Origin of the sequence: Luteimonas suaedae (genome assembly GCF_008312895.1) — a bacterium.
Classification (GTDB): domain Bacteria; phylum Pseudomonadota; class Gammaproteobacteria; order Xanthomonadales; family Xanthomonadaceae; genus Luteimonas; species Luteimonas suaedae.
Window position 1 is genome coordinate 176,999 of record NZ_VSSP01000006.1, and the last position, 24,668, is coordinate 201,666.

Consider the following 24,668-nt stretch of genomic DNA (forward strand, 5'->3'; position numbering starts at 1 on the left):
AGGGTGCGGGAACTCGCGGACCCTGAGGCCCCGACAATCGTCGACCTCTACGACGTCGGCGGCTTCAATCCGGCCCCGTTGGGGCGGCGGAAGCCGTGACATCCGACAGCGCCGGCAAAAGCGCCGCGACTTCCGTCGCTCCCACAGAAGCCATGGCATGCGGGAGCGCCGGACGTGGCCGGCGTCTCCCGTTTGCGTTCGCGTGCCGCAGGGCCTACTTCCTCACGTCCTGCGTATGCGCCTGCAGCGCTTCGGCCAGTCCCGGGACGCCGTCGGCGCCGGTCGGCACGGTGATGCTGGAGCCGGCGAGGTCTTCGCCGATCGGTTGCGCCCGCCCGCCGAGGCAGGTCGAGAAGAACCCTTCCGCGACTGCGTTGAAGGCCTTGCTGTTCTCGGGGCGGGCGAAGCCATGGCCCTCGTCGGGGAACAGCACGTAGGTGACCGGGATGTTCTTGGCCTGCATGGCTTCGACGATCTGGTCGCTCTCGGCCTGCTTGACGCGTGGATCGTTGGCGCCCTGGCCGATCAGCAGCGGCTTGCTGATGCTGTCGGCGCGGGTGAGCGGCGACCGCTCGGTCAGCCAGGCCTTGCCTTCTTCGGTGCGCGGATCGCCCATGCGCCGGGCGAGCTGCTCGAAGAAGCTCGCCCAGTACGGCGGCACCGTGGCCAACAGGGTATTGAGGTTGGCCGGGCCCACGATATCCACGCCGCAGGCGAACGTGTCCGGCGTGAAGGTCAGGCCGACCAGCGTGGCGTAGCCGCCGTAGCTGCCGCCCATGATCGCGACCTGGTCCTCGCCGGTGACGCCCTGTTGCACCGCCCATTGCACGGCATCGATCAGGTCGTCATGCATCTTGCCGGCCCATTCGCCGTCGCCGGCATTGGTAAAGGCCTTGCCGAACCCGGTCGAGCCGCGGAAGTTCACCTGCAGCACCGAGTAGCCGCGGTTGGCCAGCCACTGGTTGTAGCTGCTGAAGCCGTAGCCGTCACGCCCCCAGGGGCCGCCATGCACCAGCAGCACCATCGGCGTGGCCGCATCCGGCTTGCCGTCGCCGTCCGGGTCGGCGTGCGCCGGCAGGGTGAGATAGCTGACCAGGGTCTTGCCGTCGCGCGAGGCGATCTCGACCGGCCATTGCGGCACCAGCGGCTGGCCGTCCAACGCCGGGCGCCCGGAGAACAGTTCGGTCAGCTTGCCGTCGCCTGGATTGGCGTCGCCGCGATCGTAGCGGTAGTAGACCAGCGGCGATTCGGCCGCCGAATAGGCGACGATCCAGGTGCGGTCATCGAGGGTCCGGGTATTGATCGACACTTCGCCGGGGCCGATCGCCTCCAGCTTCTTCAGGTCGGCGGCGATGCCGTCGTCCAGCGTGGCCCATTCCTCGCGCAGGTAGTTCACCGCGACCGCCTGCACCTGGCCGGTACGCGGATCGGACAGGCTGCCACCGACGTCGGCACGTTGGTCCTCGTGCACCAGGGTCTTCTCGCCGCTGGCGGTGTCGATGGCGTACAGCGCGGCGGTGTCGCGCTCGCGTGAGTCGACCATGTACAGGGTCTTGCCGTCGGTGGTCAGCCCGGCGGGCGAGGTGGTCAACACGTCCTCGAACGGGATTTCGTCGTGCTCGACCCAGGCGTCGCCGTCTCGGCGCAGGACATCCTGGCCGCCGTCCGGGCGCGAGCGCAGCGCGTAGCGCAGGGTGTAGTCGGCATCGGCGAGATAGCCGCCGATCTGCTGCGTGTTCTCCTCGACCAGGGTGCGTTCGCCGCTGGCCAGGTCGACCCGGTACAGGTCATGCCATTGCGGATCGCGATCGTTCATGCCGACCAGGATCGATTCCGGATGCAGATGGCTGACACTGACCACCTGCGCCGTGGTCTTGTCGAATGGCGTGAGGTCGCGGCTCTCGCCGCTGGCCAGGTCGACCGCGTAGAGATGGAAATCCTCGTCGCCGCCGGTGTCGCGCAAGTACAGCAGGGTGTTGGGATGGTGCGACCAGAAGTAGTTGCGGATGCCGCGGGCGGTATCGCGGGTCACCGCCCGCGCGGCGTCGACATCGTCGGCCGGGGCCACCCAGACGTTGAGCACGCCGTCGACCGGCGCGATCCAGCTCAGGGTCTTGCCATCGGGGCTGATCTGCACGTTGGCGCGCTCGGGATTGCCGAACAGGGCGTCGCGCGGGATCAGGGCGACATCGTCGATCGAGTTGACGGTCTGTGGCTGGGCTTTCATGGCTTCGGAATTGTCGTCGTTGCGGTTGCCGCACGCGGCAAGCACGGTCGCGGCGCAGGCCGCGAGCAGGAGGTGTCGCATCGGTTCGGTCCCCAGGAGCTGTGGTTTGTCGCGCCACATTACCGTCGCCACCCCGCGCCCGTGTTCGACAGGCGTTAAATCCAGCTGGTGACCGATGGCAGGTGACCCGCGGATCGCCTGCTCAGGCCGCCAGCGCCGTTGGGCCGCGATCCAGGCTGCGATAACCCAGCGCTTCGGTGAGGTGCGGCGTGGCGATGTCGGCGCTGCCGGCCAGGTCGGCAATGGTGCGTGCGACGCGCAGGATGCGGTGCATCGAGCGCGCCGACAGCCGCAGCGATTCGATCGCGCGCTCGAGCAGCTGCTGGTCGGCCTCGCGCAGGCGGCAGGCGGCCAGGGTCGCGGCCTGGTCGAGGCCGGCGTTGGTGCTGCCGGTGCGTTCGCGCTGGACGGCGCGGGCCGCCTCCACCCGGGCCAGGATCGCCGCACTCGGCTCGCCTTCGGGGGCATCCGGACGCAGCTGCGCAGGCGGCAGCCGCGGCACGTCGACATGCAGGTCGATGCGGTCGAGCAGCGGCCCGGAGATGCGGGCGCGGTAGCGCTGGATCGCGTCCGGGCTGCAGCGGCAGCGGCCAGAGACGTCTCCGGCCCAGCCGCATGGGCAGGGGTTCATCGCCGCGACCAGCTGAAAATGCGCCGGGAACTCACTCTGCCGCGCTGCGCGCGAAATGGTCACGCTGCCCGATTCAAGCGGTTCGCGCAGCACTTCTAGCGCGCGCCGATCCCACTCCGGCAACTCGTCGAGAAACAGCACGCCATGGTGCGCCAGCGAGATCTCCCCCGGCCGCGGCTCGGCGCCGCCGCCGACCAGCGCGGCGGCGCTGGCGGTGTGATGTGGTGCGCGGAAGGGCCGTTCGCGCCAGCGCGCCGGGTCCAGACCGCGGCCGCTGACCGAGGCGATGGCGGCCGATTCCAGCGCCTCCGCCTCGGACGCTTCCGGCAGCAGCCCGGGCAGGCGCGAGGCCAGCAGGGTCTTGCCGCAGCCGGGCGGGCCGACCAGCAGCAGGTGATGCCCTCCGGCCGCGGCGATTTCCAGCGCGCGCCGCGCATGCGCCTGGCCGCGCACGTCACGCATGTCCGGGCCGGGCGTGCGGACCGCGGCCAGTGCGATCGCCTGCGGCAGTTCGCGGCTGCCGCTGAGCTGCGCGCAAACCTCGAGCAGGGTGCGGGCGTGGCGGACATCGACACCGGTGGCCAGCGCCGCCTCGGCGGCGTTGGCCTGCGGCACCACCAGCCGGCGCCCGATCCGGGCCGCGGCGAGCGCTGCCGGCAGCGCGCCGTCGACCCCGCGCAGTTCGCCGGTCAGGCCGAGTTCGCCGATGAACTCGCAGTCGCGCAGCGCATCCAGCGGGACCTGGCCGCTGGCGGCGAGGATGCCGAGCGCGATCGGCAGGTCGAAGCGGCCGCCGTGCTTGGGCAGGTCGGCCGGGGCGAGATTGACGGTGATGCGGCGTTGCGGGAACTCGTACTGCGCGCACTGGATGGCGGCACGCACGCGGTCCTTGGCTTCGCGCACCGCGGGCTCGGGCAGTCCGACGATCGACATCGACGGCAACCCGCCGCCGAGATATACCTCGACCTGCACCGCCGGCGCCGATACCCCGGCACGCGCGCGTCCATGCACGAGTGCGAGTCCCATGGCGCCGGACTCAGTGCTGCGGCGTCTGCGTGCCGCGTTCCGGAGCGGCGAGTTCCGCCTCCAGCCACTCCACCGCCTGCTCCAGCGCCTCGAGCTTTTCGCGGGTGCGCAGAAGCACCGCCCGCTGTACCTCGAATTCCTCGCGTGAGACCAGATCCAGCTTGGTCAGGCCGGATTGCAGCACGGCCTTGAAGTTTTCCTGCAGTTCCTCGCGGCCGTCGCGCATGGCAGGCGGCACCAGGCCGCTGAGCCGTCGCGCCAGGTCGTCGATGTGGTTGAGGTCGATCATGAAGCTCACTCCTGCGGCAACGTGCCCAGCATGCCGCCTGCGGCCATGGCGTGCAGTCGGGCCGATGCGCATTTGGGTGTAGGAAAAATCCGACAGACGGAGGTCGAGGGGCGGCGCATTGTAGTCGGTCGTGTCCCGCAATGGGCGGTGGCGGTATGCTGCCGTGAATTCGTATGGAGACCACGTGATGAAGCTGGTCATGGCGATCATCAAGCCGTTCAAGCTCGACGATGTGCGCGAGGCGCTGGCGGAGGCCGGCGTGGCCGGCATCACCGTCACCGAGGTCAAGGGCTTCGGCCGCCAGAAGGGCCATACCGAGCTCTACCGGGGCGCCGAGTACGTGGTCGATTTCCTGCCCAAGCTCAAGCTCGAGATCGCGGTCACCGACGACCAGGCCGACGTCGTGGTCGAGGCCATTCTCAAGACCGCCAACACCGGCAAGATCGGCGACGGCAAGGTGTTCGTCTATTCGCTGGAGCGCGCGGTGCGGATCCGCACCGGCGAGCTGGACGGCGACGCGCTGTAGTCGCCCCGCGCCTGCGTGGCCCAAGAAAACTGAATGGGGGCGTGAAAGACAGCGTCCCTGGCCTTGACGGAAAGGTGTCTGCTGGTGTTGGTGAACCACTCCCGATCGGGCTAATCTTGACCGAACAGCCAAAATGGAAATGGAGAGGGGAAGACGATGAAGTTCGTACTGATGGCAGTTGGCTTTGCAGCAGTGCTTGCATCGGCGGGCGCGCTGGCCGAGCAGCCGGTGCTGGTCAATACCGACGCCAAGTCGATCATTGCCCAGCAGGAAGAAATCCGTGCGGAAGCCGTGGCCCGGAAGGGGCGTTACAAGGACATGGATGAGCGCACGATTCGGGACCTGCTTGCCAAGCAGGACAAGGTAATGGACCTGCTGGACGGCAAGGAGCATTCGACGGAACTGTCGAAAATCGACCAGACCACGTTGTTCAATTCTCTGGAATCGATCGAGGCGATCGTCAACAAGGCCGAAGACGAGCGGATGGTCTGCCGGCGTGAGCGCACGACGGGAAGCCATCGCACCCAAAACGTCTGCAAGACGGTCGCGCAGCTGCGCACCGAGCGCGAGCAGGGCCAGACGGCGATTGGGGCACGCGACATCCGTTGTGAGGGCTGTGGCGAGGGCAACGGAGGCCGGCCCGAAGCTTGGTAAGCCTGTCCTGCCCGGCGTTCTCGCGATTCGGCTGCATGGCAAACGCCCGCCCGGCGCCCGGCCACCGTCGCGCAAAGGGCCGGGCAAGGGGGGCGCGGCGGCTCGCGGTCAGCCGCCCAGCGCCTCCGCTACGAACGGAGGTAGCACCGTCGCGCCGTGGTGGACGTCGACGCTGTAGTAGCGGGTGTCGAACGCCTTGCCGCGCGCATCGCCTTCGCGGAACTCGAAGCCGCCCGACTTGCGCGCCAGCGTGCAGCTCCACCAGCCGGTGGGATAGCACGGCTGCGGGAACGGCAGGGTCTGGAAGGCGGTGAAGCCGGCCTTGCGCATCTCGCCGCGCATCTCCTTGATCAGGTCCAGCAGGGCGAGCGGCGACTCCGACTGTTGCACCAGGATGCCGTCGTCCTTCAGCGCACGGAAGCAGCTTTCGTAGAAGACGCGGTTGAACAGCCCTTCGGCCGGGCCCACCGGATCGGTGGAGTCGACGATTACGATGTCGAGACTGCCGGGGGCGGCGCTCCGCATGTGCGCGATGCCGTCGTCGAACAGCAGTTCGGCGCGCGGGTCGCCGTTGGACTCGCACAGCTCGGGAAAGTATTTCTCCGCCATGCGCGTGACCTGCTCGTCGATGTCGCACTGCACCGCCTTGTTCACGCCCGGGTGCTTGAGCACCTCGCGCAGCGTGCCGCAGTCGCCGCCGCCGATGATGACGACCTGCTTGGGATCGCGATGGGTGAACAGCGCTGGGTGCGACATCATCTCGTGGTAGAGGAAATTGTCGCGCGTGGTCAGCATCACCGCGCCGTCGATCAGCATCAGGTTGCCCCAGTCGGTGGTCTCGAAGATCTCGATCTTCTGGAACGGCGACTGCACCTCGTCGAGCTTGCGGGTGACGCGAAAGCCGATCGCCGAGCCGGTCGGCGCGAACTGCTCGTGGATCCAGGTGGGGGCGGGCATGGCGGCGTCCTGTAGGGCGCACGCCGGCGTTCGGCGCCGGCGGCAGGGCCGCGAATTGTAGCGAAGCGGACCGTCGCGCGAGCGGCAAGGCCCTAACATGTGACCCGGAACGGCCTTGGCGCCGGAGAGGGACGGACATGGCACCGACGCAGGCGCATCGCGAGCTGGCGCAGCGGCTGGAAGCCGAGGCGCAGCGCTCGCCGCGCGGCTATCTGCTCCGGCTGGCCTTGCTGGCGGGGCTTGGCTACGCGCTGCTGCTGGTGCTCCTGGCGATCGCGTTCGGATTGCCGCTGCTGATGCTCGGCCACGTCGTGGTCAACGGCGCGCGCCCGGGGCCGGAATTGGCCTACGTGATGCTGGTGCCGCTGGTGTTCGGGGGCGTGCTGCTGCGGGCGCTGTGGATCCGCTTCGGCGTACCCGAAGGCTATGTGCTGGCGGCGGACGAGGCGCCGGCGCTGCAGGCCGAGGTCGAACGCCTGCGCCGGGCGACCGGGGCGCCGCCGCTGCATGGCATCGTCATCGACGGCGAACTCAACGCCGCCGCCGCCAACCTGCCGCGGGCGCTGGGCCTGCTCGGCCATCGCCACTACCTGGTGCTGGGGCTGCCGCTGATGCAGTTGCTCGACCGCGACGAACTGGCCGCGGTGGTCGCGCACGAGTTCGGCCATTTCGGCGCCGGCCATGGCCGCTTCACCGCCTGGATCTACCGCGTGCGCATGAGCTGGCACCGGGTGCTGGAAGGACTGGCGGACAGCGGCTTCCTGTTCAGCCGCCTGCTGCTGGCGTTCTACGGGTGGTATGTGCCGTACTTCAACGCCTACAGCTTCGTGCTCGCACGGCGCAACGAGTACCAGGCCGATGCGATCGCGGCCGCCACCGTCGGCGGCGAGGCGGCCGCCAGCGCGCTGATCCGGCTCGAACTCGGCGCACGGCGTGCGCATGGCCGGTTCTGGCCGCAGGTGTTCGGTCGCGCCCGTGCGCAGAACCATCCGCCGGCGCAGGTCCATGCTCAGCTCGCGCGCGTATTGCAGGACGACACGCCGATCGACCTCGAGCGGTTGCTGGCGATCGCGAGCCGCGACGCGGATCCGGACGATACCCACCCCGTCCTGCCGCAGCGCATCGCCGCGATGCAGGCGGAACCGTGTCTGCGTACACGCGGTGCGCCGGCCGCGCCCGGCCTGCTCGGTCCGGCGCTGCTTGCCGAGATCGAGCGCGGCCTGGACGAGCACTGGCGCGATCGGAACCGCCCGCGCTGGCGCGAACGCCATGCGGCCGCGGCGGCGGATCGTGCCCGCCTGGCCGTCGTTGAGGGCGTGGGTGACCCGTCGCCGCAACAGCGGCTCGAGCATGCGCAGCTGGTGGAGTCGCTGCGCATCGATTTCGATGCCGCGCCGCTGTACGAACGCGCGATTGCGGCCCTGCCCGACAGCGCCATGGCGCACTATCGCGCCGGCCTGCTGGCGCTGCGCCGCGGCGATGCGGCAGCGGGCGCCGCCGGGCTGCGGCGCGCCATGGCGCTCGATCCCGGCGCCATCCGGCCGGTGCTGGCGGACCTGGAGGCGCTCGACCGCGATCCCGACCTGGCGCCGGCCAGCGCCGAAGCGGTGCGTACGCTGCGCGACGCCTTCGCGCCGGCGGCGCATGAACTGGATGCGCGCGATGCCGCGGACGCCCGGGACGAGCTGCTGCCGCACGACCTCGACACCGCCGCCCTGCAATCGCTGGCCGGAGCGCTCACGGCGGATCCGCGCATCGTCCGGGCCTGGCTGGCGCGCAAGCGCATGCCGATGGCGGAGGCGCCGCCGCACTACGTCCTGTTGCTGGACTGGCGCGGATCGGTCGCCAGCGAGACCGCCGGGCTCAAGCGACTCACCGATGCGCTCGCGCTGCCCGGCAGCTTCACCGTCTTCACCGGCAGCGGGCAGCGCCCGCTGGCGCGCCGGGTCAGGCGGCTGTGCGCCGCGCCGGTCTATCGCAGGCGCCCGGGATAAACGGGGCGCCGGCAGCGCGACGCTAGAATGGGCGTCCCCTGTGTCGCCCGGATGCACGCCGATGACCGCCTGGTCGCCCGACCACGCCCGCAAGACCTACTCGATCCCGCACTGGGCCGAAGGCTATTTCGATGTCGACGGCGCCGGGCGCGTCGTGGTGGCCCCGGCCGGCGCGGACGGCCCGAAGCTGCCACTGCCCGACGTGGTCGACGCGGCGCTCGCCGCGGGCGCGCAGCTGCCGCTGCTGGTGCGGTTCCCCGAAATCCTCGGCGACCGCCTGCACACGCTGCAGGCCGCGTTCGCGCAGGCACGGGCCGACTGGGATTACGCCGGCGGCTACACCGCGGTCTACCCGATCAAGGTCAACCAGCATCGGGGCGTGGCCGGCACGCTGGCCGCGCACGCCGGCGACGGCTTCGGCCTGGAGGCGGGCAGCAAGCCGGAACTGATGGCGGTGATGGCGCTCAGCCGCCCCGGCGGCGTGATCGTCTGCAACGGCTACAAGGATCGCGAATACATCCGCCTGGCGCTGATCGGCCGCAAGCTCGGCCTCGAGACCTTCATCGTCATCGAGAAGCCCTCGGAGCTGCCGCTGGTGATCGAGGAGGCCGCGGCGCTCGGGGTCGCGCCGGTGCTCGGCGTGCGCATGCGGCTGGCCTCGCTCGGCGCCGGCAAGTGGCAGAACAGCGGCGGCGACAAGGCCAAGTTCGGGCTCTCGCCGCGGCAGCTGCTGGACCTGTGGAAGTCGCTGCGCGACGGCGGCATGGCCGATGCGCTGCAGCTGCTGCATTTCCACATGGGCTCGCAGATCTCCAACGTGCGCGACATCGCCAACGGCATGCGCGAGGCCACCCGTTACTTCGTCGAGTTGTCGAAGCTGGGCGCGCGGATCAGCCACGTCGACGTCGGCGGCGGGCTCGGCATCGACTACGAGGGCACGCGCTCGCGCAGCTACAACTCGGTCAACTACGGCGTGCGGCAGTACGCCGGCAGCATCGTGCAGCCGCTGGCCGACGCCTGCGCCGAACATGGCCTGGCGCCGCCACGCATCATCACCGAATGCGGGCGCGCGATGACCGCGCACCACGCGGTGCTGGTGGCGAACGTGTCGGAAGTCGAGGCCGCCCCGGAGGGCCGGGTGCCGGACCTGCACGACGACGAGCCGGCGGTGATCCGGCACCTGCGCGAGATCCACGACGAGCTGACCTCGCGCCCGGCGGTGGAGCTGTTCCACGAGGCCCAGCATCACCACGCCGAAGGCCTGGCGCTGTACGCGCTCGGCCAGGTCGACCTGGTGCATCGGGCGCGCATCGACGACCTGTTCTACGCCATCGCGCATGCGGTCAGGGCGCGGCTGACCTACGACGAGAAGAGCCACCGGCCGCTGCTGGACGAGCTCAACGAGCGCCTGGTCGACAAGTACTTCGTCAACTTCAGCGTGTTCGAATCGATGCCCGACGTGTGGGCGATCGACCAGGTGTTCCCGATCCTGCCGATCGACCGGCTCGACGAGGCGCCGACCCGCCGCGGCGTGATCGCCGACCTGACCTGCGACTCGGACGGCAAGATCGACACCTACGTCGAGAACGAGGACCTGGACAGCTCGCTGCCGCTGCATGCGCTCAGGGCCGGCGAATCCTACCGGCTCGGTTTCTTCCTGGTCGGCGCTTACCAGGAGATCCTTGGCGACATCCACAACCTGTTCGGTGACACCGACGCGATCGAGGTGCGCAGCGACGGCGACGGCTTCGCTATCGAGCAGCAGCGCCGCGGCGACACTACCGACGTGATGCTGGACTACGTCGGCTACCGCATCGACGACCTGCGTCGCGCCTACGACGACAAAGTGGCAGCGGCGCGCCTGCCGGGCGCCGAGGCCGTGCACCTGCGCGCTGCGCTGGAGGCAGGCTTGACCGGATACACCTACCTGGACGATTCCCCGCTGGCGTAACGCCGTAGGAGCGCGCCATGCGCGCGATGCCGCGGGGTCGGCCGGATCCGGTGGATGCCGCGATTCCGGACCGGCAGGCGCGCGAGTCACCGGAATTCGCGGGCGGCGACATGCCCGCGGCATCGCGCGCATGGCGCGCTCCTACGGGGCCGATTCCGTGTCGTCGCGGTGGATCTGGAAGCCGGCGAAGGACTGGCCGACCGGCATCACTTCCAGCCGGTTGATGTTCAGGTGCGGCGGCAGGTTGGCGATCCACCACAAGGTCTCGGCGATGTCTGGGGCGGTGATCGGCTGGGTGCCGGCGTAGAGCGCGTCCGACGCGGCCGCGTCGCCGCCGGTGCGCACCAGGGTGAACTCGGTCTCCGCCAGCCCCGGTTCGATCGAGGTCACGCGCACACCGGTGCCATGCAGGTCCGAGCGCAGGCCGAGCGAGAACTGGGTGACGAAGGCCTTGGTCCCGCCGTAGGCGTTGCCGCCGGGATAGGGATAGCTGCCGGCGATCGAGCTGACGTTGAGGATCGCGCCGCGGCGTGCGATCAGCGTCGGCAGCAGCGCATGGGTCAGGGTGACCAATGCGGTGATGTTGGTGTCGATCATCTGCCGCCATTGCCCCAGGTCCGCCTGCTGCGCCGGCGCAGTGCCGAGGGCGAGGCCGGCGTTGTTGACCAGTACGTCGATGTCGCGGAATCCGGCCGGGAGCGCGTCGAGCGCGCGCTGCATCGCGTCCTGGTCGCGAATGTCGAAGGCCGCGGCATGGATGGCGGCACCCTGTGCCTCGACCAGCGCCTGCAGGCGCTCGGCGCGGCGGCCGCAGGCGATCACGCGCCAGCCCCCGCGCACGAAACGTTCGACGCTGGCGCGTCCGAATCCGGAGGTTGCGCCGGTGATCAGTACGGTCTTGTCCATCCCGCAATTGTAGAACGCGATCGTGACGGCGACCGCCCACGGCCGACTTGCCGACGTTGTTGTCCAGTTCGGCCGTATGCGCGAGGTGTCAGCCGTGTGCGGCTACGTCGATCTTGGCGCAAGTGCTGACAGATACCTTCTCCCGCTTGCGGGAGAAGGTGCCCGGAGGGCGGATGAGGGCGCTTTTGATTTCTCGCCAAAAGCGCCCTCACCCCAACCCTCGCTCCGCGCCCCGGCCCGCGCCAGCGGCGCGGGCGCTCATCCGAACGCGCGGCAGTGCCGCGCAAGCTGTGCGGACTCGCCCCGCAAGCGGGAGAGGGGCATTCCTGCGACATGTGCAAACACTTGATAAGAAATTGCTCTAAGGCGTGCGGACCGTCGGGGGTACGGTCCGCTTCGCCGTCCTCCTCGCCGTCTTCTTCCTGGGAGCGGAGGCCCCGGCTGCGGGCTTGCCGGTCTTGTCGCCGTCCTCGGCCGGTGCCGGTTTGCGCGCGCGGCCGGTGGCGCTCTTGCCGCGCGTTCTGGCGCGGGTGGCGCGATGGCGTTTCAGCATCGCCTCGGCCAGCACCACGTCCTCGCTGAGGATGCCGGCGGCCTTGGCGATGCCGATGCGCGCCTCGGTGCGGCTTTCGTTGGGATTGGCCTGCAGCAGCTCGCGGATGGCCTCGCGAATGGCGGCTTCGGCGTTGCGCTTGAGGGTGATGTCGTCGGCCTGGCGGAACAGCGCCAGCAGGGCGTCGACGACGGGTTTGATCAGGATGGCTTCGATCGGCATGGTGGGCGTCTCCCCGGGTGCCACACTCTGCGGCGGCCGCCTCTCAGCCGTCGCGACCGCGCCGGACCGCGATCACGGTTCGGATGGCACCCGCCGATAGGCGCCGTCGAGCGCATCGCCGCAGCCGCTGGCCGCGGACACCGCGATCAGGTCGGGCGCGAAGCTCATGTGCAGGCGGCAGTCGCCGGCGCTGAAGTCCGCGGCACCGACCTGCTCGATGAATGCGCCTTCGATCGCGCCGTCCGGCGCGTCGGGCCCGTCGAGCACCCGTAGCAGATAGCGGCGCTGGCCGCGGCGCTCGACCCGCAGTACCGGGGCGCCGGGCACGGGTCCGCTGCGCGTGACCTGATGGTATTCGCCGGGCTGCAGCAGTGGCGGTTCGCTGCTGGCGATGCGGATGCCGAGCGCGTCGATTTGCGTGCGGTAGCTGGTCTCCAGGCAACGCACGGTGGTGCAGGCATCGCGCTTGTCGCGGATCCAGTCGCGTTGTTCGGCGGTGAAGGCGGCGGTGTCGTCGCTGCGCAGCAGCGCGTCCGCGCGCCGCTGCCGCAGCTGGGCGTCGAGCGCCCGCAGCGCGGGCGTGCGGCAGACGGTGCGTTCGGCCCAGGAGCCGGGCGCGTCGCAATCCAGAGTGTCGTCGGCCGCGTTCGCGCCGGCACCGAGCAGCAGGCCGGCAGAGAGCAGGCCGGCGCGCAGGCGGATATGGACGAGGTGGCGAATCATGAGTGCGCTCCTTCGCATCGATCGTGGCTACTGCACCTTGATCGCCATCGCCGGCAGGCCGCCGTCGCCCAGCTTGCGCTTGGCCGCGGCCAGTTCGGAGGCGGTGCCATACGGGCCCATGCGCACGCGGTACATGGTCTTGCCGCCGATCTCGGCCGATTCCACCCGCGCGCTGAGGCCGAGCAGCGCGATGCGCGCCTTCAATGCCTCGGCGTCGCCGGAGGCGCTGAAAGCGCCGGCCTGCAGCAGGTAGCGCGCCGAGGTGTCGCTGCCGGTCGCCGCCGCGGTTGGTGTGGGTGCAGTGCTGGGCGTGACGGTGGCGGCCGTGGAAGTGGTCGGCGTCGTCGCGGCATCGGCCGGCTCGGCGGCGTCCGCGTCGCGTTGTGCCTGTGCGCGTTGCTGGCGCTCGGCCTCCGCGCGCGTGCTGGCGGCCAGCTCGGCATCGGTCATCGGCACTTCCTGGCCGGGCAGCAGGGTGTAGAAGTCGTAATCGGCGCCGACTTCCTGGGGCATCGGGGTTTCGGTCGCGCCCTGTGGGGCGGCCGGTGGCGCCACGCTGTCTTCGCCGTCGTCGCTGGCCGGGGCCGGCTGCGCGTCGGGATTCGGGCGCGGGCGATAGAAGCCGTCCTCGCCATCGGACTTGAGCAGCCGGGGTGCCGCCAGAATCACGCCGATGGTCAGCACGACGCCCAGCACCATCCACGCCCAGCCGGGAAGGCCGCCGTTGCCGCCGCTGTTGCGACGCGCCTGTGATTTTCCGCGTTTGACTGCCACTAGCGCCTGCCCCGATCGATTGCGACGTTCGCGCCGGTCATCGTCGGTACGCGGCGCGGGAATGCATGGACGAGTGTATGCCGATCCATCGCCGCGAGGCGATGGGGGCGGCATGGCTGAACGGGCCGGGCGCTCACATCTTCTCCGGAGCGGCGACGCCGAGCAGGTCGAGGCCGTTGGCCAGCACCTGGCGCGTGGCCAGCGCCAGCGCCAGACGCGCATCGCGCAGGTCGGCGTCGTCGACCAGGAACTGGTGGTCGTTGTAGTAGCTCTGGAACACCTGTGCCAGCTCCAGCAGATGCGCGCCGATCAGGTGCGGCTCCAGCTGGTGGCCGGCCGCCTGCACCGTCTCCGGCCAGCGCGACAGCGCCGTCAGCAGTTCGCGGGTGGCGGGATTGTCGACGTCCTGTGGCTGCGCCAGGCCGTTGTCGAGGTCGAACGGCAGGTCGCGCTCGCGCAGCTGCCGCAGCAGCCCGCAGATGCGCGCGTGCGAGAGCTGCACGTAGTAGACCGGATTGTCGAGCGACTGCGAACGCGCCAGGTCGATGTCGAACACCAGCTGCGAGTCCGGCTTGCGCGCGACCAGGAACCAGCGCACCGCATCGCGGCCGACTTCGTCGGTCAGGTCGCGCAGGGTGACGTAGCTGCCCGCGCGCTTGGAGATCTTCACCTCTTCGCCGCCGCGCATCACCGTCACCATCTGGTGCAGCACGTACTCCGGATAGCCGCCCGGGATGCCGGCGTCGAGCGCCTGCAGGCCGGCCTTCACCCGCGCCAGCGAACCGTGGTGGTCGGCGCCGAGCTCGGTGATCGCGCGCTCGTAGCCGCGCTGCCATTTCGACAGGTGATAGGCGACATCCGGCACGAAATAGGTGTAGCTGCCGTCAGACTTCCGCATCACCCGGTCCTTGTCGTCGCCGAAGTCGGTGGTGCGCAGCCACAGCGCGCCGCCGTCCTCGTAGGTGTGGCCGGCATCGACCAGCCGCCGCACCGTCTCCTCGACCTTGCCGTCGGTGTACAGCGACGACTCCAGGAAATACACGTCGAACGCCACCCCGAACGCGGCCAGGTCGCCGTTCTGCTCGCGCCGCAGCCAGGCCACGGCGAAGCGGCGGATGGCGTCGAGATCGTCGATGTCGCCGGCGGCGGTTTCGGTGCGCTCGTCGACCTCGACCGAGGCGCCGTCCAGGTAGGCGCGCGCCACCTCGCGGATGTAGTCGCCGCGGTAGCCGTCCTCGGGCCAGCCGGCGTCGTCCGGCGTCAGCCCGCGCGCGCGCGCCTGCACCGAGCGCGCCAGGTTCTCGATCTGTGCGCCGGCGTCGTTGTAGTAGAACTCGCGCACCACGTCCCAGCCGTTGGCCGCCAGCACCCGTGCGATGCAGTCGCCGATGACCGCGGCGCGGCCGTGGCCGACGTGCAGCGGGCCGGTAGGATTGGCCGACACGTATTCGACGCCGGCGCGATGGCCGCGGCCGCTGTCGTTGCGTCCGAAGTCCGCGCCGCGTGCATGCACCTCGCGCAGCTGTTGCTGCCAGGCATCCGGCGACAGCCGGAAATTGATGAAACCGGGGCCGGCGATCTCGATCGACGCGATCATCCCGCTGCCGTCCAGCACCGCGACCAGTGCCTGCGCCAGCGCGCGCGGATTGCTGCGCGCGTGCTTGGCCAGCAGCAGGGCCGCGTTGGTCGAGAAATCGCCGTGGTTGCGGTCCTTGGGTCGCTCGACCACGAACTCGGGCGTGGCGGCCTGCCCCTGGTCGAGGTCCGGCAGCAGCGTGCCGTTTTGGCGCAGCGAGGCGATGCCCTGTTCGATCAGGGCGCGGAGTTGGGATTTCACGGAGTGAACGGCGGTCTTGCGATGGCCCGCCATTGTAGCTGAGGCCCGGGCGGGGCATGGAGCCGTGATTGCCGCCGGTAGCTCGGGGCCCTTTTCAGGTGAAGGGGTCCTGAATCCAGACATTCAGAAATCTCAAGACTGGCTCAGCGAGAGGCTTTCGATTCGTCATTCCGGCGGCTTCCAACAGCCGAATGGCTGGTCAAGCCGGGGGCATCTTGATATGCCTCGAAAGCAACTGGATCCCGGCCTTGGCCGGGATGACGATACAGGCGACCGAGGCGATGCCGAATCGCAGAACAATGTGAATGTCGACCAAGGAATGTTCAGGTCAGCCCCAATCCGTCTCGGTAGGCATTGGTCGGCCGGGGCGATGATCTTCCGCCCAGCAGACCGCTACACCCACCCCCGTGACGCCAGCGACACCGGTGCGCCGTCGCCGACCACCAGGTGGTCGAGCAGGCGCACGTCGACCAGGGCCAGCGCCTGCTTGAGCTGGACGGTCACCGCGCGGTCGGCGGCGCTGGGTTCGCTGCAGCCGCTGGGATGGTTGTGGCCGACGATCAGCGCCGCGGCGTTGTGCGCCAGCGCGCGACGCACCACCTCGCGCGGATGCACCTCGGCGCCGTCGACCGTGCCCCGGAACAGTTCCTCGAACGCCAGCGCGCGGTGGCGGGTGTCGAGGAACAGCGCCGCGAACACCTCGTGCGGGTGGCCGCGCAGGCGCTGGGCGAAATAGCGCCCGGCCGCCTGCGGGTCGGTCAGCGCCTCGCCGCGCTCCAGGCCGGCCGCCAGGTAGCGGCCGCCCAGTTCCAGTGCCGCCGCCAGCCGCGAGGCGCGGGCGGGGCCGAGGCCCGGCAGTGCCGCCAGTTCGACGGGGCCGCGTTCGAGCAGTGTGCGCAGCGGACCGTGTGCGTTCAGCAGGTCGCGCCCGGTGGCGACGGCATCGCGCCCGCGCAGCCCGGAACCGAGGAAGATCGCCAGCAGTTCGGCGTCGGACAGCACCGTCGCGCCACGTGCGAGCAACTTCTCGCGAGGACGCTCGCTGCTGGGCCAGTCGCGGATGTGCATGGACGAGATACCTGGCGGGTGACAAAGGACGTTGGCGGTCGGGTGGCCGTCACGACAGGGGATGCGCCGTGGAGCCGGGCCGGGGAGCCGTACCGGCCGCCAACGTCGGACTTCATTAGGCCCCCGGTGGCCGGGCGGCGCAGCCGGGGGACGCCGCGGCATCGGGTAAGCTGTGAGCCCGGCTCCGTGTAGGACTTTTCCGAACCCGATGACCGTCGATTCCGCCCGACTGCGGGGACAACACGTGCTGCTCTGCGTGTGCGGCGGCATCGCCGCGTACAAGGCCGCCGAGCTGGTCCGGCGCCTGCGCGACGCCGGCGCCGAGGTGCGCGTGGCGATGACCGCGAACGCGCAGCAGTTCGTCGGCACCGCCACGTTCCAGGCGGTCTCGGGCGCGCCGGTGCGCACCTCGCTGTGGGATCCGGCCGCCGAGGCGGCGATGGGGCACCTGGAGCTGGCCGCCTGGGCCGACCGGGTGATCGTGGCGCCGGCCACCGCCGACACCATCGCCAAGCTGGCGCACGGCTTCGCCGACGACCTGGTGACCACGTTGTGCCTGGCCACCGAGGCCGCGGTCGCGATCGCGCCGGCGATGAACCATCGCATGTGGCGGCATCCGGCCACCCAGGCCAATGTCGACACCCTGCGGGGCCGAGGCGTGCAGGTGATCGGCCCCGACGACGGCCCGCTGGCCGAGGGTGAGTCCGGTCCGGGACGGCTGCGCGAACCCGACGCGATCGTCGCCGAGCTGGCCGGATGAGCGCGATGCTCGCGGGAAAGCGCGTCGTCGTCAGCGCCGGCCCGACCTACGAGGACATCGATCCGGTGCGCTTCATCGGCAACCGCAGCAGCGGCAAGATGGGCTTCGCGCTCGCCACCGCCGCCGCCGCGCGCGGCGCGGAAGTGGTGCTGGTCGCCGGGCCGGTGCAGTTGCCGGCGCCGACCGGTGTGCTGCGGATCGACGTGCGTTCCGCGGCGCAGATGCGCACGGCGGTGCTGGCGGCGCTGCCGGCCGACCTCTACATCGGCGCCGCCGCGGTGGCTGACTACGCGCCGCGCAGCATCGCCAAGGGCAAGATGAAGAAGACCGGTGCCACGCTGACGCTGGAACTGGTGCGCACGCCCGACATCCTCGCCGAAGTGGCTGCCGATCCGCGGCGGCCGGCGATGGTGGTCGGCTTCGCGGCCGAGACCGACGACGTCGAGCATTACGCGCGCGGCAAGCTGGAAAAGAAAAAGCTCGACCTGATCGCCGCCAACCGCGTCGGCGTGCCCGGCAGCGGTTTTGAGTGCGACGACAATGCGCTGTCGGTGTACTGGCACGGCGGCTCGCGCGAACTCGGCCCGTTGCCGAAGACGCAGCTGGCCGAAGCCCTGCTCGATCTCGTCATCGCCCGCATGCAGGCCGCGAGCGCACCCGGATAACTGACCCGCGCGCCCGTGCCGCAACCGGGATGCCGATCACAAGCCCAACGTCACTCTCGGAATTCGCATGCAGCACACGCTCCAGGTCAAGCGACTCGATTCCCGCTACGGCAGCGACTGGCCATTGCCGGCTTACGCCACCGAGGCCAGCGCCGGGCTCGACCTGCGCGCGGCGCTGGACGCGCCGCTGACGCTGCAGGCGGGCGATGCGGCGCTGATTCCCTCCGGGTTGGCGATCCATCTCGCCGATCCGGCCCTGTGCGCGGTGGTGCTGCCGCGCTCCGGGCTCGGCCACAAGCACGGCATCGTGCTCGGCAACGGAACCGGATTGATCGACGCCGACTACCAGGGGCCGCTGATGATCAGCGCCTGGAACCGCGGCCGAGATCCGTACCGGATCGAACCCGGTGACCGAATTGCGCAGCTGGTCATCCTTCCGATCGTGCGGGCCGCCCTGCAACTGGTGGATACTTTCGTCGACAGCACGCGCGGCGCCGGCGGCTTCGGTCACACCGGCACGCGCTGACGAGGACGAGACGATGAGCGAAACGCAACCGCACGCCGTGCGCCAGCTGCTGGTGCGACTGCGCCCCTACCTGCCGATCGCCGCGGCGCTGCTGGCCGGGTTGGCGCTGTGGCTGGCCTGGAGCGGGTGGCAGCAGATCCGCGGCGAGGGCAACCGCGCCGCCCTGCAGCAGACCCGCGACACCACGGTCGAGGCGACCACGCGGACGCTGACTGCGGAATTGAAGCAGCTGGCCGAACGGCTCGACTCGGCGCGGGTGCAGCAGGCGCTCGCCGCCGGCGATCTGGAGAATGCGGCGGCTGCGTTGGCAGCGGATTGGCCGAACCTCGAGGAAGCGGCGATCTACCTTCCGGACCTGCAGAGCGTCTACGGCGGCCTGGGCGAGGGCGGCTTCGGACGCGCCGCGGCGCTGGAAGGCGCGCTGGTCGAGGACGGTCCGGTGAGCTGGGTGATCCGCGAGGACGGCAGTCCGCGGGTGGCGCTGGCGGCGCCGGCGCGCAGCGGCGAGCGGCTGGTCGGCGTGGCCTTCGTGCGCCTGCCGCTGGCGCGCGCCACCCTGGCCACCGAGCACGCCCACCTCGACGAGGACGCGATGTACCTCGCGCTGCGGCAGGGCAGCGTGACTCTGCTCGAGCGCGGCAACCAGGACTACATGCCGGCGGCCGAGCGCATGGCGGCCGCGGTGCCGGGAACCGGGTTGCGCGTGGTGGCGGCAACGCCGCAGATGGCGGGGATGCCGTTCGGACTGAGCGGCATGCCGGCGTTCGCGGTCGCGGCCGCGCTGCTGCTGTTGGCGTTCTTCGTCTGGCGCGTGCTGCCGCGGCTGGGGCGCGAGGCGGTCGACGACGCCGAGGATGCGCCGACGCTGCTGCAGGCAGTGGCCGAAACGCCGAACCAGACACCCCCCGAATCCCCCATCGAGGTCCAGGATATGCCCAAGCCCGTTCCCGTCCGCATCGACAGCGGCATCTTTCGTGCCTACGACATTCGCGGCGTGGTCGGGCAGACGCTCGATGCCGGCGTGGCCGAACTGGTCGGCCATGCGATCGGTTCGCTGATGCGCGAGCAGGATCTGGCCGACATCGTGGTCGGCCGCGACGGCCGCCTGTCCGGTCCGGACCTGGTCGCCGGCCTGGTGGCGGGCCTGCGCAAGGCCGGCCGCAACGTCATCGACATCGGCATGGCGCCGACCCCGGTGATCTACTTCGGCGCGTTCCACCTGCGCACCGGCTGCTGCATCTCGGTGACCGGCAGCCACAATCCGCCGGACTACAACGGCTTCAAGATCGTGGTCGGCGGTGAGACGCTGTCCGGCGACGCGATCACCGACCTTTACGCGCGCATCGCCGAAGACCGCCTGTACACGGCCGGCGCGCCCGGTGGGCTGTCGCAGCGCGTGATCGACGAGGATTACGTCGACCGCATCGCCAGCGACGTGCAGGTCGGCCAGCGCCTGAAGGTCGTCGTCGACGCCGGCAACGGGGTCGCCGGCGAGATCGGCCCGCGCGTGCTGGAGGCGATCGGCGCCGAGGTGGTGCCGCTGTACTGCGAGATCGACGGCACCTTCCCCAACCATCACCCGGACCCCAGCGAACCGAAGAACCTCGAGGACCTGGTGCGCATGGTGCAGCGCCTGGACGCCGACCTCGGCATCGCCTTCGACGGCGACGGCGACCGTCTCGGCGTGGTGACCCGTGAGGGCGAGAACATCTACCCCGACCGCCTGCTGATGCTGTTCGCGGCCGACGTGCTCGAGCGCAACCCCGGCGCGGTGATCGTCTACGACGTCAAGTGCACCGGGCACCTGCCCGGGCACATCGTGCGCCATGGCGGCAGCCCGTTGATGTGGAAGACCGGGCATTCTCTGATCAAGGCCAAGATGCGCGAGATCGGCGCGGAACTCGCCGGCGAGATGAGCGGGCACTTCTTCTTCCAGGAACGCTGGTACGGCTTCGACGACGGCATCTACGCCGCCGCGCGCCTACTGGAGATTCTGGCCGCCCGCGACGAAACGCCGGACGCCGTGTTCAAGACGCTGCCCAACGGCGTGTCGACCCCGGAGATCAAGGTCGAGGCCCCCGGTGGCGACCCGCACGCCTTCGTCAAGCGTTTCCAGGACAACGCCCGTCTGGAAGGCGCGCGCCTGTCCACCATCGACGGCGTGCGCGCCGACTGGGACGACGGCTGGGGCCTGGTGCGCGCCTCCAACACCACCCCGGTGCTGGTGCTGCGCTTCGATGCCGACGACGAGGAAGCGCTCAAGCGCATCCAGCAGATGTTCCGTGAGCAACTGCTGTCGGTGGATCCGGAGCTGCCGCTGCCGTTCTGAGCCATCGCACGACCGACGGGGAATCGACGTGCGCCGGCATGCCGGTGCATGCCGGCACGTCCCGCAACGGTGCACGGAAGGTGCCCTCGTAGGAGGGGTTGCGCGAAGCGATACCCCCACCGCGCCGCTGTCCGGCGCCGCGCCCGGTCAGTCCGGCTTGCGCAACACCCACCGGTACGCCTGCAGCAGGTCGCGATCGAAGCCGTCCACGCAGCCCCACAGGTACAACTGGAAGCGACGGTACAGCGAGCGGCCCCACCGGGCTTCGATGGCCGCGCGGTGCGCGTCGAGGCGCTCGGCCCAGGCGCGGCAGGTCAGGCCGTAGTTGTGGCGGTCGTTGAGCACGGTCTCGATCTCGAAAGGGGTGCGGCTCACCGCTTCGAGGTATTCGTGCAGGCACAGCTGCGAGCCGTTGCCGCGAAAGATGTGGCGCTCGAAGAAATCCGAGACGGCGTGCTTGGTGCGGGCGGCGCTGGCGTCGAGATAGACCCGCCCGCCCGGGCGGAGCAACGACAGGTACAGCTTCAGCGTTCCGGGATAGTCGGGCAGGTGTTCGGTGACGCCGAGGTTGACGATGGCGTCATAGGGCGCCTCGGGCCGATGCTCGAACAGGTGCTCGCGCCGGACTTCGCAGGGCAGTTGCTGCCGGTCGATCAGGTCGCGGATGAAGGCCTCCGATTCCTGCGAGATGGTCAACGAGGTGACGCGCAGGCCGTGCCGGCCGGCGAATTCGGTGAAGGCGCCCCAGCCGCCGCCGATGTCCAACACGCGGTCGCCGGGCTTGACCGCGATGGCGTCGAGCGCGAACCGGAGCTTGCGCGTGATCGCGTCCTCCAGCGTGTCGTCGTCGCCCGTGAACACGCCCTGCGAGTAGCAGCGGTGCCGCGTGTCGAGGAACAGGCGGAAGAAGTCGGGATCCTCGTCGTAGTGGTGCGCGATGTGCGCCTTGTCGGTGCTGACCTGGCCGAACAGCAGCGGCCTGACGAAGCGATAGAGGTAGCGCAGCGGGTGGCGGTCGCTGAACATGTCGCGCATCGCCAGCAGCCGGGCGATGTTGCCCTCCACGTCGAGCGCACCGGCGAGGTAGGCCTCGCCGGCGGCGGTGACGTCCAGGGTGCTCAGCGCGCTCAGTCCCGCGGGCTCGTTGATGACGACCGTGAAGTCCGAAGCGCCGCCGAAGTTCACGGCCGGACCCTGCTTAAGGCGCAGCGAGAATCCACCGGCGGCGCCGACGGCGTCGATCACGGCGGGGCGCTTCTGCAGGGCGCGGACCAGGCGGTTGAACTTCGATTCCATTGGGGACCTCCAGTGGACAAGGGCGGGATGCGCCTGCGGGCGGGCGGCGGCGCGCAAGCGGCTCCAAGCAGATAACGTAAAGGCCCGATCAGGACGGCCTCGTGTGCGGCGGTCGCCAGTCCCGCAGCGCGTTGCGCGCATAGGCGTAGCCGGTTTCGACGATGGCATGGAGCTGGTCGAACGCCATCAGGCCGAAGCCGTCGATCGGCGGATGCAGGCACAGGTCGGCGTCGGCCATGGCGACCTTTTCGCGCTGCACGCTGTTGAGCATGGTGGCGCGCATGGCCACTTCCAGGAGCGAGGGAAACCGCAACCGCGGCCCGCGCGACAGGAAGCGGCTGCGGATGACCTCCCACGGCGACGGCACGCGCTCGGCGGTGAACGCGTCGTCGGCGCCCGGCGAGACCTCGACGGCGATGACCGTCCCGCACCCGAGCGCGCGCATGACGTCGGCGGGCACGTTGTTGAGCAGCCCGCCGTCGACCAGCAGGTGGGCGCCATCCAGGACCGGCACGGCGAAGGCCGGGATCGAGGCGCTCGCCGTGGCGGCCCACAGCAGCGAGCCGCGCCGGTGCACGTGCATCTCGGCGGTGGTCAGGTTGCTGGAGACGCAGAAGAACGGCAGCCAGCAGTCCTCGATGTCGATATCGCCGTACATCAGCTGCCCGCAGAACGTCGACTTGCGGTTGCCGACCAGCGACAGCACCGGCAGCGTGTACTTGGTATGCGGGCGCAACTGCAGCCACACGCGTTCGTTGATCTGCGCCATCTGCTGCGGGCTCATGCCCATCGCGTATTGCGCGGCGAGCGAGGCGCCCATGCTGGTGCCGCCGATGGCGTCGACCGGAATCCCGGCCTCTTCCAGGGCGCGCAGCACGCCGATATGGGCGAAGCCGCGCGCGCCGCCGCCGCCGAGCACCAGGCCGACGGCGCGGCCGGCGAGCAGGCGGCCCAGGCGTTCGATGTCCGCGTCGCGGTCCCAGCGCAGATGCAGGTGGTCCTCGAACGTCGGCCGTGCGGTACGCCAGGCCCGCGTGCCCCCGGGCGGCCGGGTGCCGTCGGCATGCACCAGCACCAGCGTCTCGTGCGCGCCGAGGTCCTGTCCGGCGAACAATGCGCGTTCGAGCGCGCTCGGTGCCGGATCGCCGCCGGCCCGCGCGACCACCAGCGCGCGATCGGCCATGCGAACGCAGCGACGCGCCCATGGCGTGTCGGCCTCGTCGGCCTGGTACAGCACGAAGCGGTACGCGCTCTCCTGTACGTCCAGCCAGGCCAACAGCGCGGTTTCGGCGGCGGTGCCGGGCAGGCTCTGTGCCAGGCCGGGCTCGCCGGTCAACGCATCTACCATTTCGGCCGTCAGGCGCAGCACCGGACCGTAGGCTTCCAGGGCCTGCGCGAGGCGCGGAGCAAGCTCGCGGACCGGCGCCTCCTCGGTCGCCGGCATCAGCGCCACGTTGGTGACGCAGCCGGCCGGCATGCCGATCCCGGTGTTGCCGCGACTGCCCGAGGTCGCCAGGCGCAGCACATTCCGCAGCATGGCTGGACGCTGCGCGATCAGTTGCTCGATCTCCTGCGCCGTGAACGCCGCCAGCACGCTGTCGCGCACGGCCCGCAGTTGCAGCGGGGCGGCGGCGTCGTTGAACAGCGTGTGTTCCCCAAGCGCGTCGCCGCGTCCGGCTTCGTCGATCACGCGCAATGCGTCGCCGGCGTCGTGCTCGACCGCCTGCACGCGTCCGCTGATCACCAGATGCAGCGTGCCGCCGGTCGTTGCAGGCGTCGTCGTGCCCCGGGCGAGCGACAACCACGCCCCCATCTCTTCGACCGTGTCGAGCAGTTCGCGATCGCACGTGCCGAATACCGGCGACAGCCGGCATAGCAGCTGTCGGCGGTGCATCCGTTCGCGTACCAGCCGCAGCGCATCGTGCTGGCGGCACAAGGCGTTGATCTCCCGTGCCGGGACGCCGAGTGCCCGGACCGGCGCGGTGGCGCGCACCCGTACCCCGTGCAGCAGCCCGGCCAGCGTCTGCAGTTCATCCACCGCCTCGCCGCGCCCGATGCGGCGCACGCATCGTGTAACGCCCTTGGCATCGGTTTCGATGGCTTCGAGCGCGCCATCCAGCACCAGCAACAGTGCGTTGTGGCCGTGGCCTTCGGCGAACGCAACCTCGCCCGCGTGCAGCATGCCGGGCTGCGCGACGTGCGCCAGTGCGGCCAGCGCCTCCTCCGGCAGCTCCTCGAGCAGATCGAAGGCGCGCAGCAAGTGCAGGCGTTCGGCCATGGTGGATGGCAGCGGATGCAGCATCGATTCCCCCCTTGCCGGCGTGCGTCACCGGATGCTATCCCACAAGGTGGCCGGACGTGGGCGGGTTCGTCCATGCGCCGCCGGCGGTCGTTTCGTCCCCAGAAGGCCACAGCCAAGGCATATCGCCGCGCGATTCCCGGCCCCCGCTTGCGCGAGGGCGCTCGACCGGCCGCAAGCCGGTGGCTTGCAAACGGCTGCCCCTCGGCCCGCCCGACCTCCTGATTCAAAGGGGCAAGACAGGCGCAAGCCGCGCGGGATGGATGGAGCGAAGCGATACCCGTCACCGGGCTGATGCCGGTGACAGGCGCGCCGGTCCGGTTCATGGCGGTGCGGAGTTTTCCGACACGACATGGCGGCATCGGCCGATGACTTCGGGCGCCGCCGCCGTGGCA

The 24,668-nt window shown here is 70.3% G+C and carries 18 protein-coding genes and 1 pseudogene; 7 read left to right on the forward strand and 12 right to left on the reverse strand.

Translation table 11 applies throughout. The annotated features are described in order from the left end of the window. Positions 1-214: 214 nt before the first annotated feature. The 3 genes from FXO19_RS11340 to ubiK form a co-directional block, all read right to left on the reverse strand. The gene (locus FXO19_RS11340) at positions 215-2,308 is read right to left on the reverse strand and encodes a S9 family peptidase (RefSeq protein ID WP_149195207.1); all 2,094 of its coding nucleotides are present in this window, start codon (positions 2,306-2,308) and stop codon (positions 215-217) included. Positions 2,309-2,429: 121 nt separating this feature from the next. After that, on the reverse strand, positions 2,430-3,944 hold the full coding sequence (locus tag FXO19_RS11345) for a YifB family Mg chelatase-like AAA ATPase (RefSeq protein WP_149195208.1): 1,515 nt from the start codon (positions 3,942-3,944) through the stop codon (positions 2,430-2,432). 10 nt (positions 3,945-3,954) lie between these two features. Then, positions 3,955-4,233 carry a ubiquinone biosynthesis accessory factor UbiK gene (gene ubiK, locus FXO19_RS11350; RefSeq protein WP_149195264.1) on the reverse strand — a complete coding sequence of 93 codons (279 nt, stop codon included), beginning with the start codon at positions 4,231-4,233 and terminating at the stop codon, positions 3,955-3,957. A gap of 187 nt (positions 4,234-4,420) precedes the next feature. Here ubiK and FXO19_RS11355 point away from each other — a divergent pair, with 187 nt between their 5' ends. Together FXO19_RS11355 and FXO19_RS11360 are read left to right on the forward strand one after the other, a co-directional pair. Continuing rightward, positions 4,421-4,759 (forward strand): P-II family nitrogen regulator, encoded by a 339-nt coding sequence (locus FXO19_RS11355; protein ID WP_149195209.1) that lies wholly within the window; start codon positions 4,421-4,423, stop codon positions 4,757-4,759. A gap of 156 nt (positions 4,760-4,915) precedes the next feature. Further along, positions 4,916-5,413 (forward strand): hypothetical protein, encoded by a 498-nt coding sequence (locus FXO19_RS11360; protein WP_149195210.1) that lies wholly within the window; start codon positions 4,916-4,918, stop codon positions 5,411-5,413. A gap of 108 nt (positions 5,414-5,521) precedes the next feature. Here the strand turns inward: FXO19_RS11360 and speE are convergent, their stop codons facing one another. Further along, positions 5,522-6,370 carry a polyamine aminopropyltransferase gene (gene speE, locus FXO19_RS11365; RefSeq protein WP_149195211.1) on the reverse strand — a complete coding sequence of 283 codons (849 nt, stop codon included), beginning with the start codon at positions 6,368-6,370 and terminating at the stop codon, positions 5,522-5,524. A gap of 137 nt (positions 6,371-6,507) precedes the next feature. On the opposite strand from speE, the gene FXO19_RS11370 reads away from it, so the two are divergent. Together FXO19_RS11370 and speA are read left to right on the forward strand one after the other, a co-directional pair. Continuing rightward, complete coding sequence (locus tag FXO19_RS11370; protein WP_149195212.1) at positions 6,508-8,364, forward strand: M48 family metallopeptidase; 1,857 nt, start codon at positions 6,508-6,510, stop codon at positions 8,362-8,364. Positions 8,365-8,425: 61 nt separating this feature from the next. Next, positions 8,426-10,315: an arginine decarboxylase gene (speA, locus tag FXO19_RS11375; RefSeq protein WP_149195213.1), complete on the forward strand. Its 1,890-nt coding sequence runs from the start codon at positions 8,426-8,428 to the stop codon at positions 10,313-10,315. Between the two features lie 141 nt (positions 10,316-10,456). Here the strand turns inward: speA and FXO19_RS11380 are convergent, their stop codons facing one another. The 6 genes from FXO19_RS11380 to radC all read right to left on the reverse strand — a co-directional run bounded on the left by FXO19_RS11380 (position 10,457) and on the right by radC (position 16,398). After that, on the reverse strand, positions 10,457-11,221 hold the full coding sequence (locus FXO19_RS11380; protein WP_149195214.1) for an SDR family NAD(P)-dependent oxidoreductase: 765 nt from the start codon (positions 11,219-11,221) through the stop codon (positions 10,457-10,459). A gap of 361 nt (positions 11,222-11,582) precedes the next feature. Beyond that, positions 11,583-11,996, reverse strand: a complete 414-nt coding sequence (locus tag FXO19_RS11385; protein ID WP_149195215.1) for a hypothetical protein — start codon at positions 11,994-11,996, stop codon at positions 11,583-11,585. Positions 11,997-12,068: 72 nt separating this feature from the next. Further along, on the reverse strand, positions 12,069-12,719 hold the full coding sequence (locus FXO19_RS11390; protein WP_149195216.1) for a lysozyme inhibitor LprI family protein: 651 nt from the start codon (positions 12,717-12,719) through the stop codon (positions 12,069-12,071). Between the two features lie 27 nt (positions 12,720-12,746). Next, positions 12,747-13,493: an SPOR domain-containing protein gene (locus FXO19_RS11395; RefSeq protein ID WP_149195217.1), complete on the reverse strand. Its 747-nt coding sequence runs from the start codon at positions 13,491-13,493 to the stop codon at positions 12,747-12,749. Between the two features lie 133 nt (positions 13,494-13,626). After that, positions 13,627-15,330, reverse strand: coding sequence for an arginine--tRNA ligase (argS, locus tag FXO19_RS11400; protein ID WP_149195218.1), 1,704 nt, complete (start codon positions 15,328-15,330; stop codon positions 13,627-13,629). 393 nt (positions 15,331-15,723) lie between these two features. Further along, complete coding sequence (gene radC, locus FXO19_RS11405; RefSeq protein WP_149195219.1) at positions 15,724-16,398, reverse strand: RadC family protein; 675 nt, start codon at positions 16,396-16,398, stop codon at positions 15,724-15,726. A gap of 208 nt (positions 16,399-16,606) precedes the next feature. Here radC and coaBC point away from each other — a divergent pair. The 3 genes and pseudogenes from coaBC to FXO19_RS11420 all read left to right on the forward strand — a co-directional run bounded on the left by coaBC (position 16,607) and on the right by FXO19_RS11420 (position 20,678). Continuing rightward, positions 16,607-17,823, forward strand: a pseudogene (gene coaBC, locus FXO19_RS11410) (bifunctional phosphopantothenoylcysteine decarboxylase/phosphopantothenate--cysteine ligase CoaBC). 67 nt (positions 17,824-17,890) lie between these two features. Next, positions 17,891-18,349 carry a dUTP diphosphatase gene (gene dut, locus FXO19_RS11415; protein ID WP_149195220.1) on the forward strand — a complete coding sequence of 153 codons (459 nt, stop codon included), beginning with the start codon at positions 17,891-17,893 and terminating at the stop codon, positions 18,347-18,349. A 13-nt stretch (positions 18,350-18,362) separates the two neighbouring features. Further along, a complete protein-coding gene (locus tag FXO19_RS11420) occupies positions 18,363-20,678 on the forward strand; it encodes a phosphomannomutase/phosphoglucomutase (protein ID WP_149195221.1) in 2,316 nt (771 codons plus the stop codon). A gap of 147 nt (positions 20,679-20,825) precedes the next feature. On the opposite strand, the gene FXO19_RS11425 is transcribed toward FXO19_RS11420, so the two are convergent. Then, positions 20,826-21,974, reverse strand: coding sequence for a class I SAM-dependent methyltransferase (locus tag FXO19_RS11425; RefSeq protein ID WP_187775747.1), 1,149 nt, complete (start codon positions 21,972-21,974; stop codon positions 20,826-20,828). Positions 21,975-22,062: 88 nt separating this feature from the next. Then, complete coding sequence (locus FXO19_RS11430; RefSeq protein ID WP_149195223.1) at positions 22,063-24,276, reverse strand: patatin-like phospholipase family protein; 2,214 nt, start codon at positions 24,274-24,276, stop codon at positions 22,063-22,065. Positions 24,277-24,668: the final 392 nt, after the last annotated feature.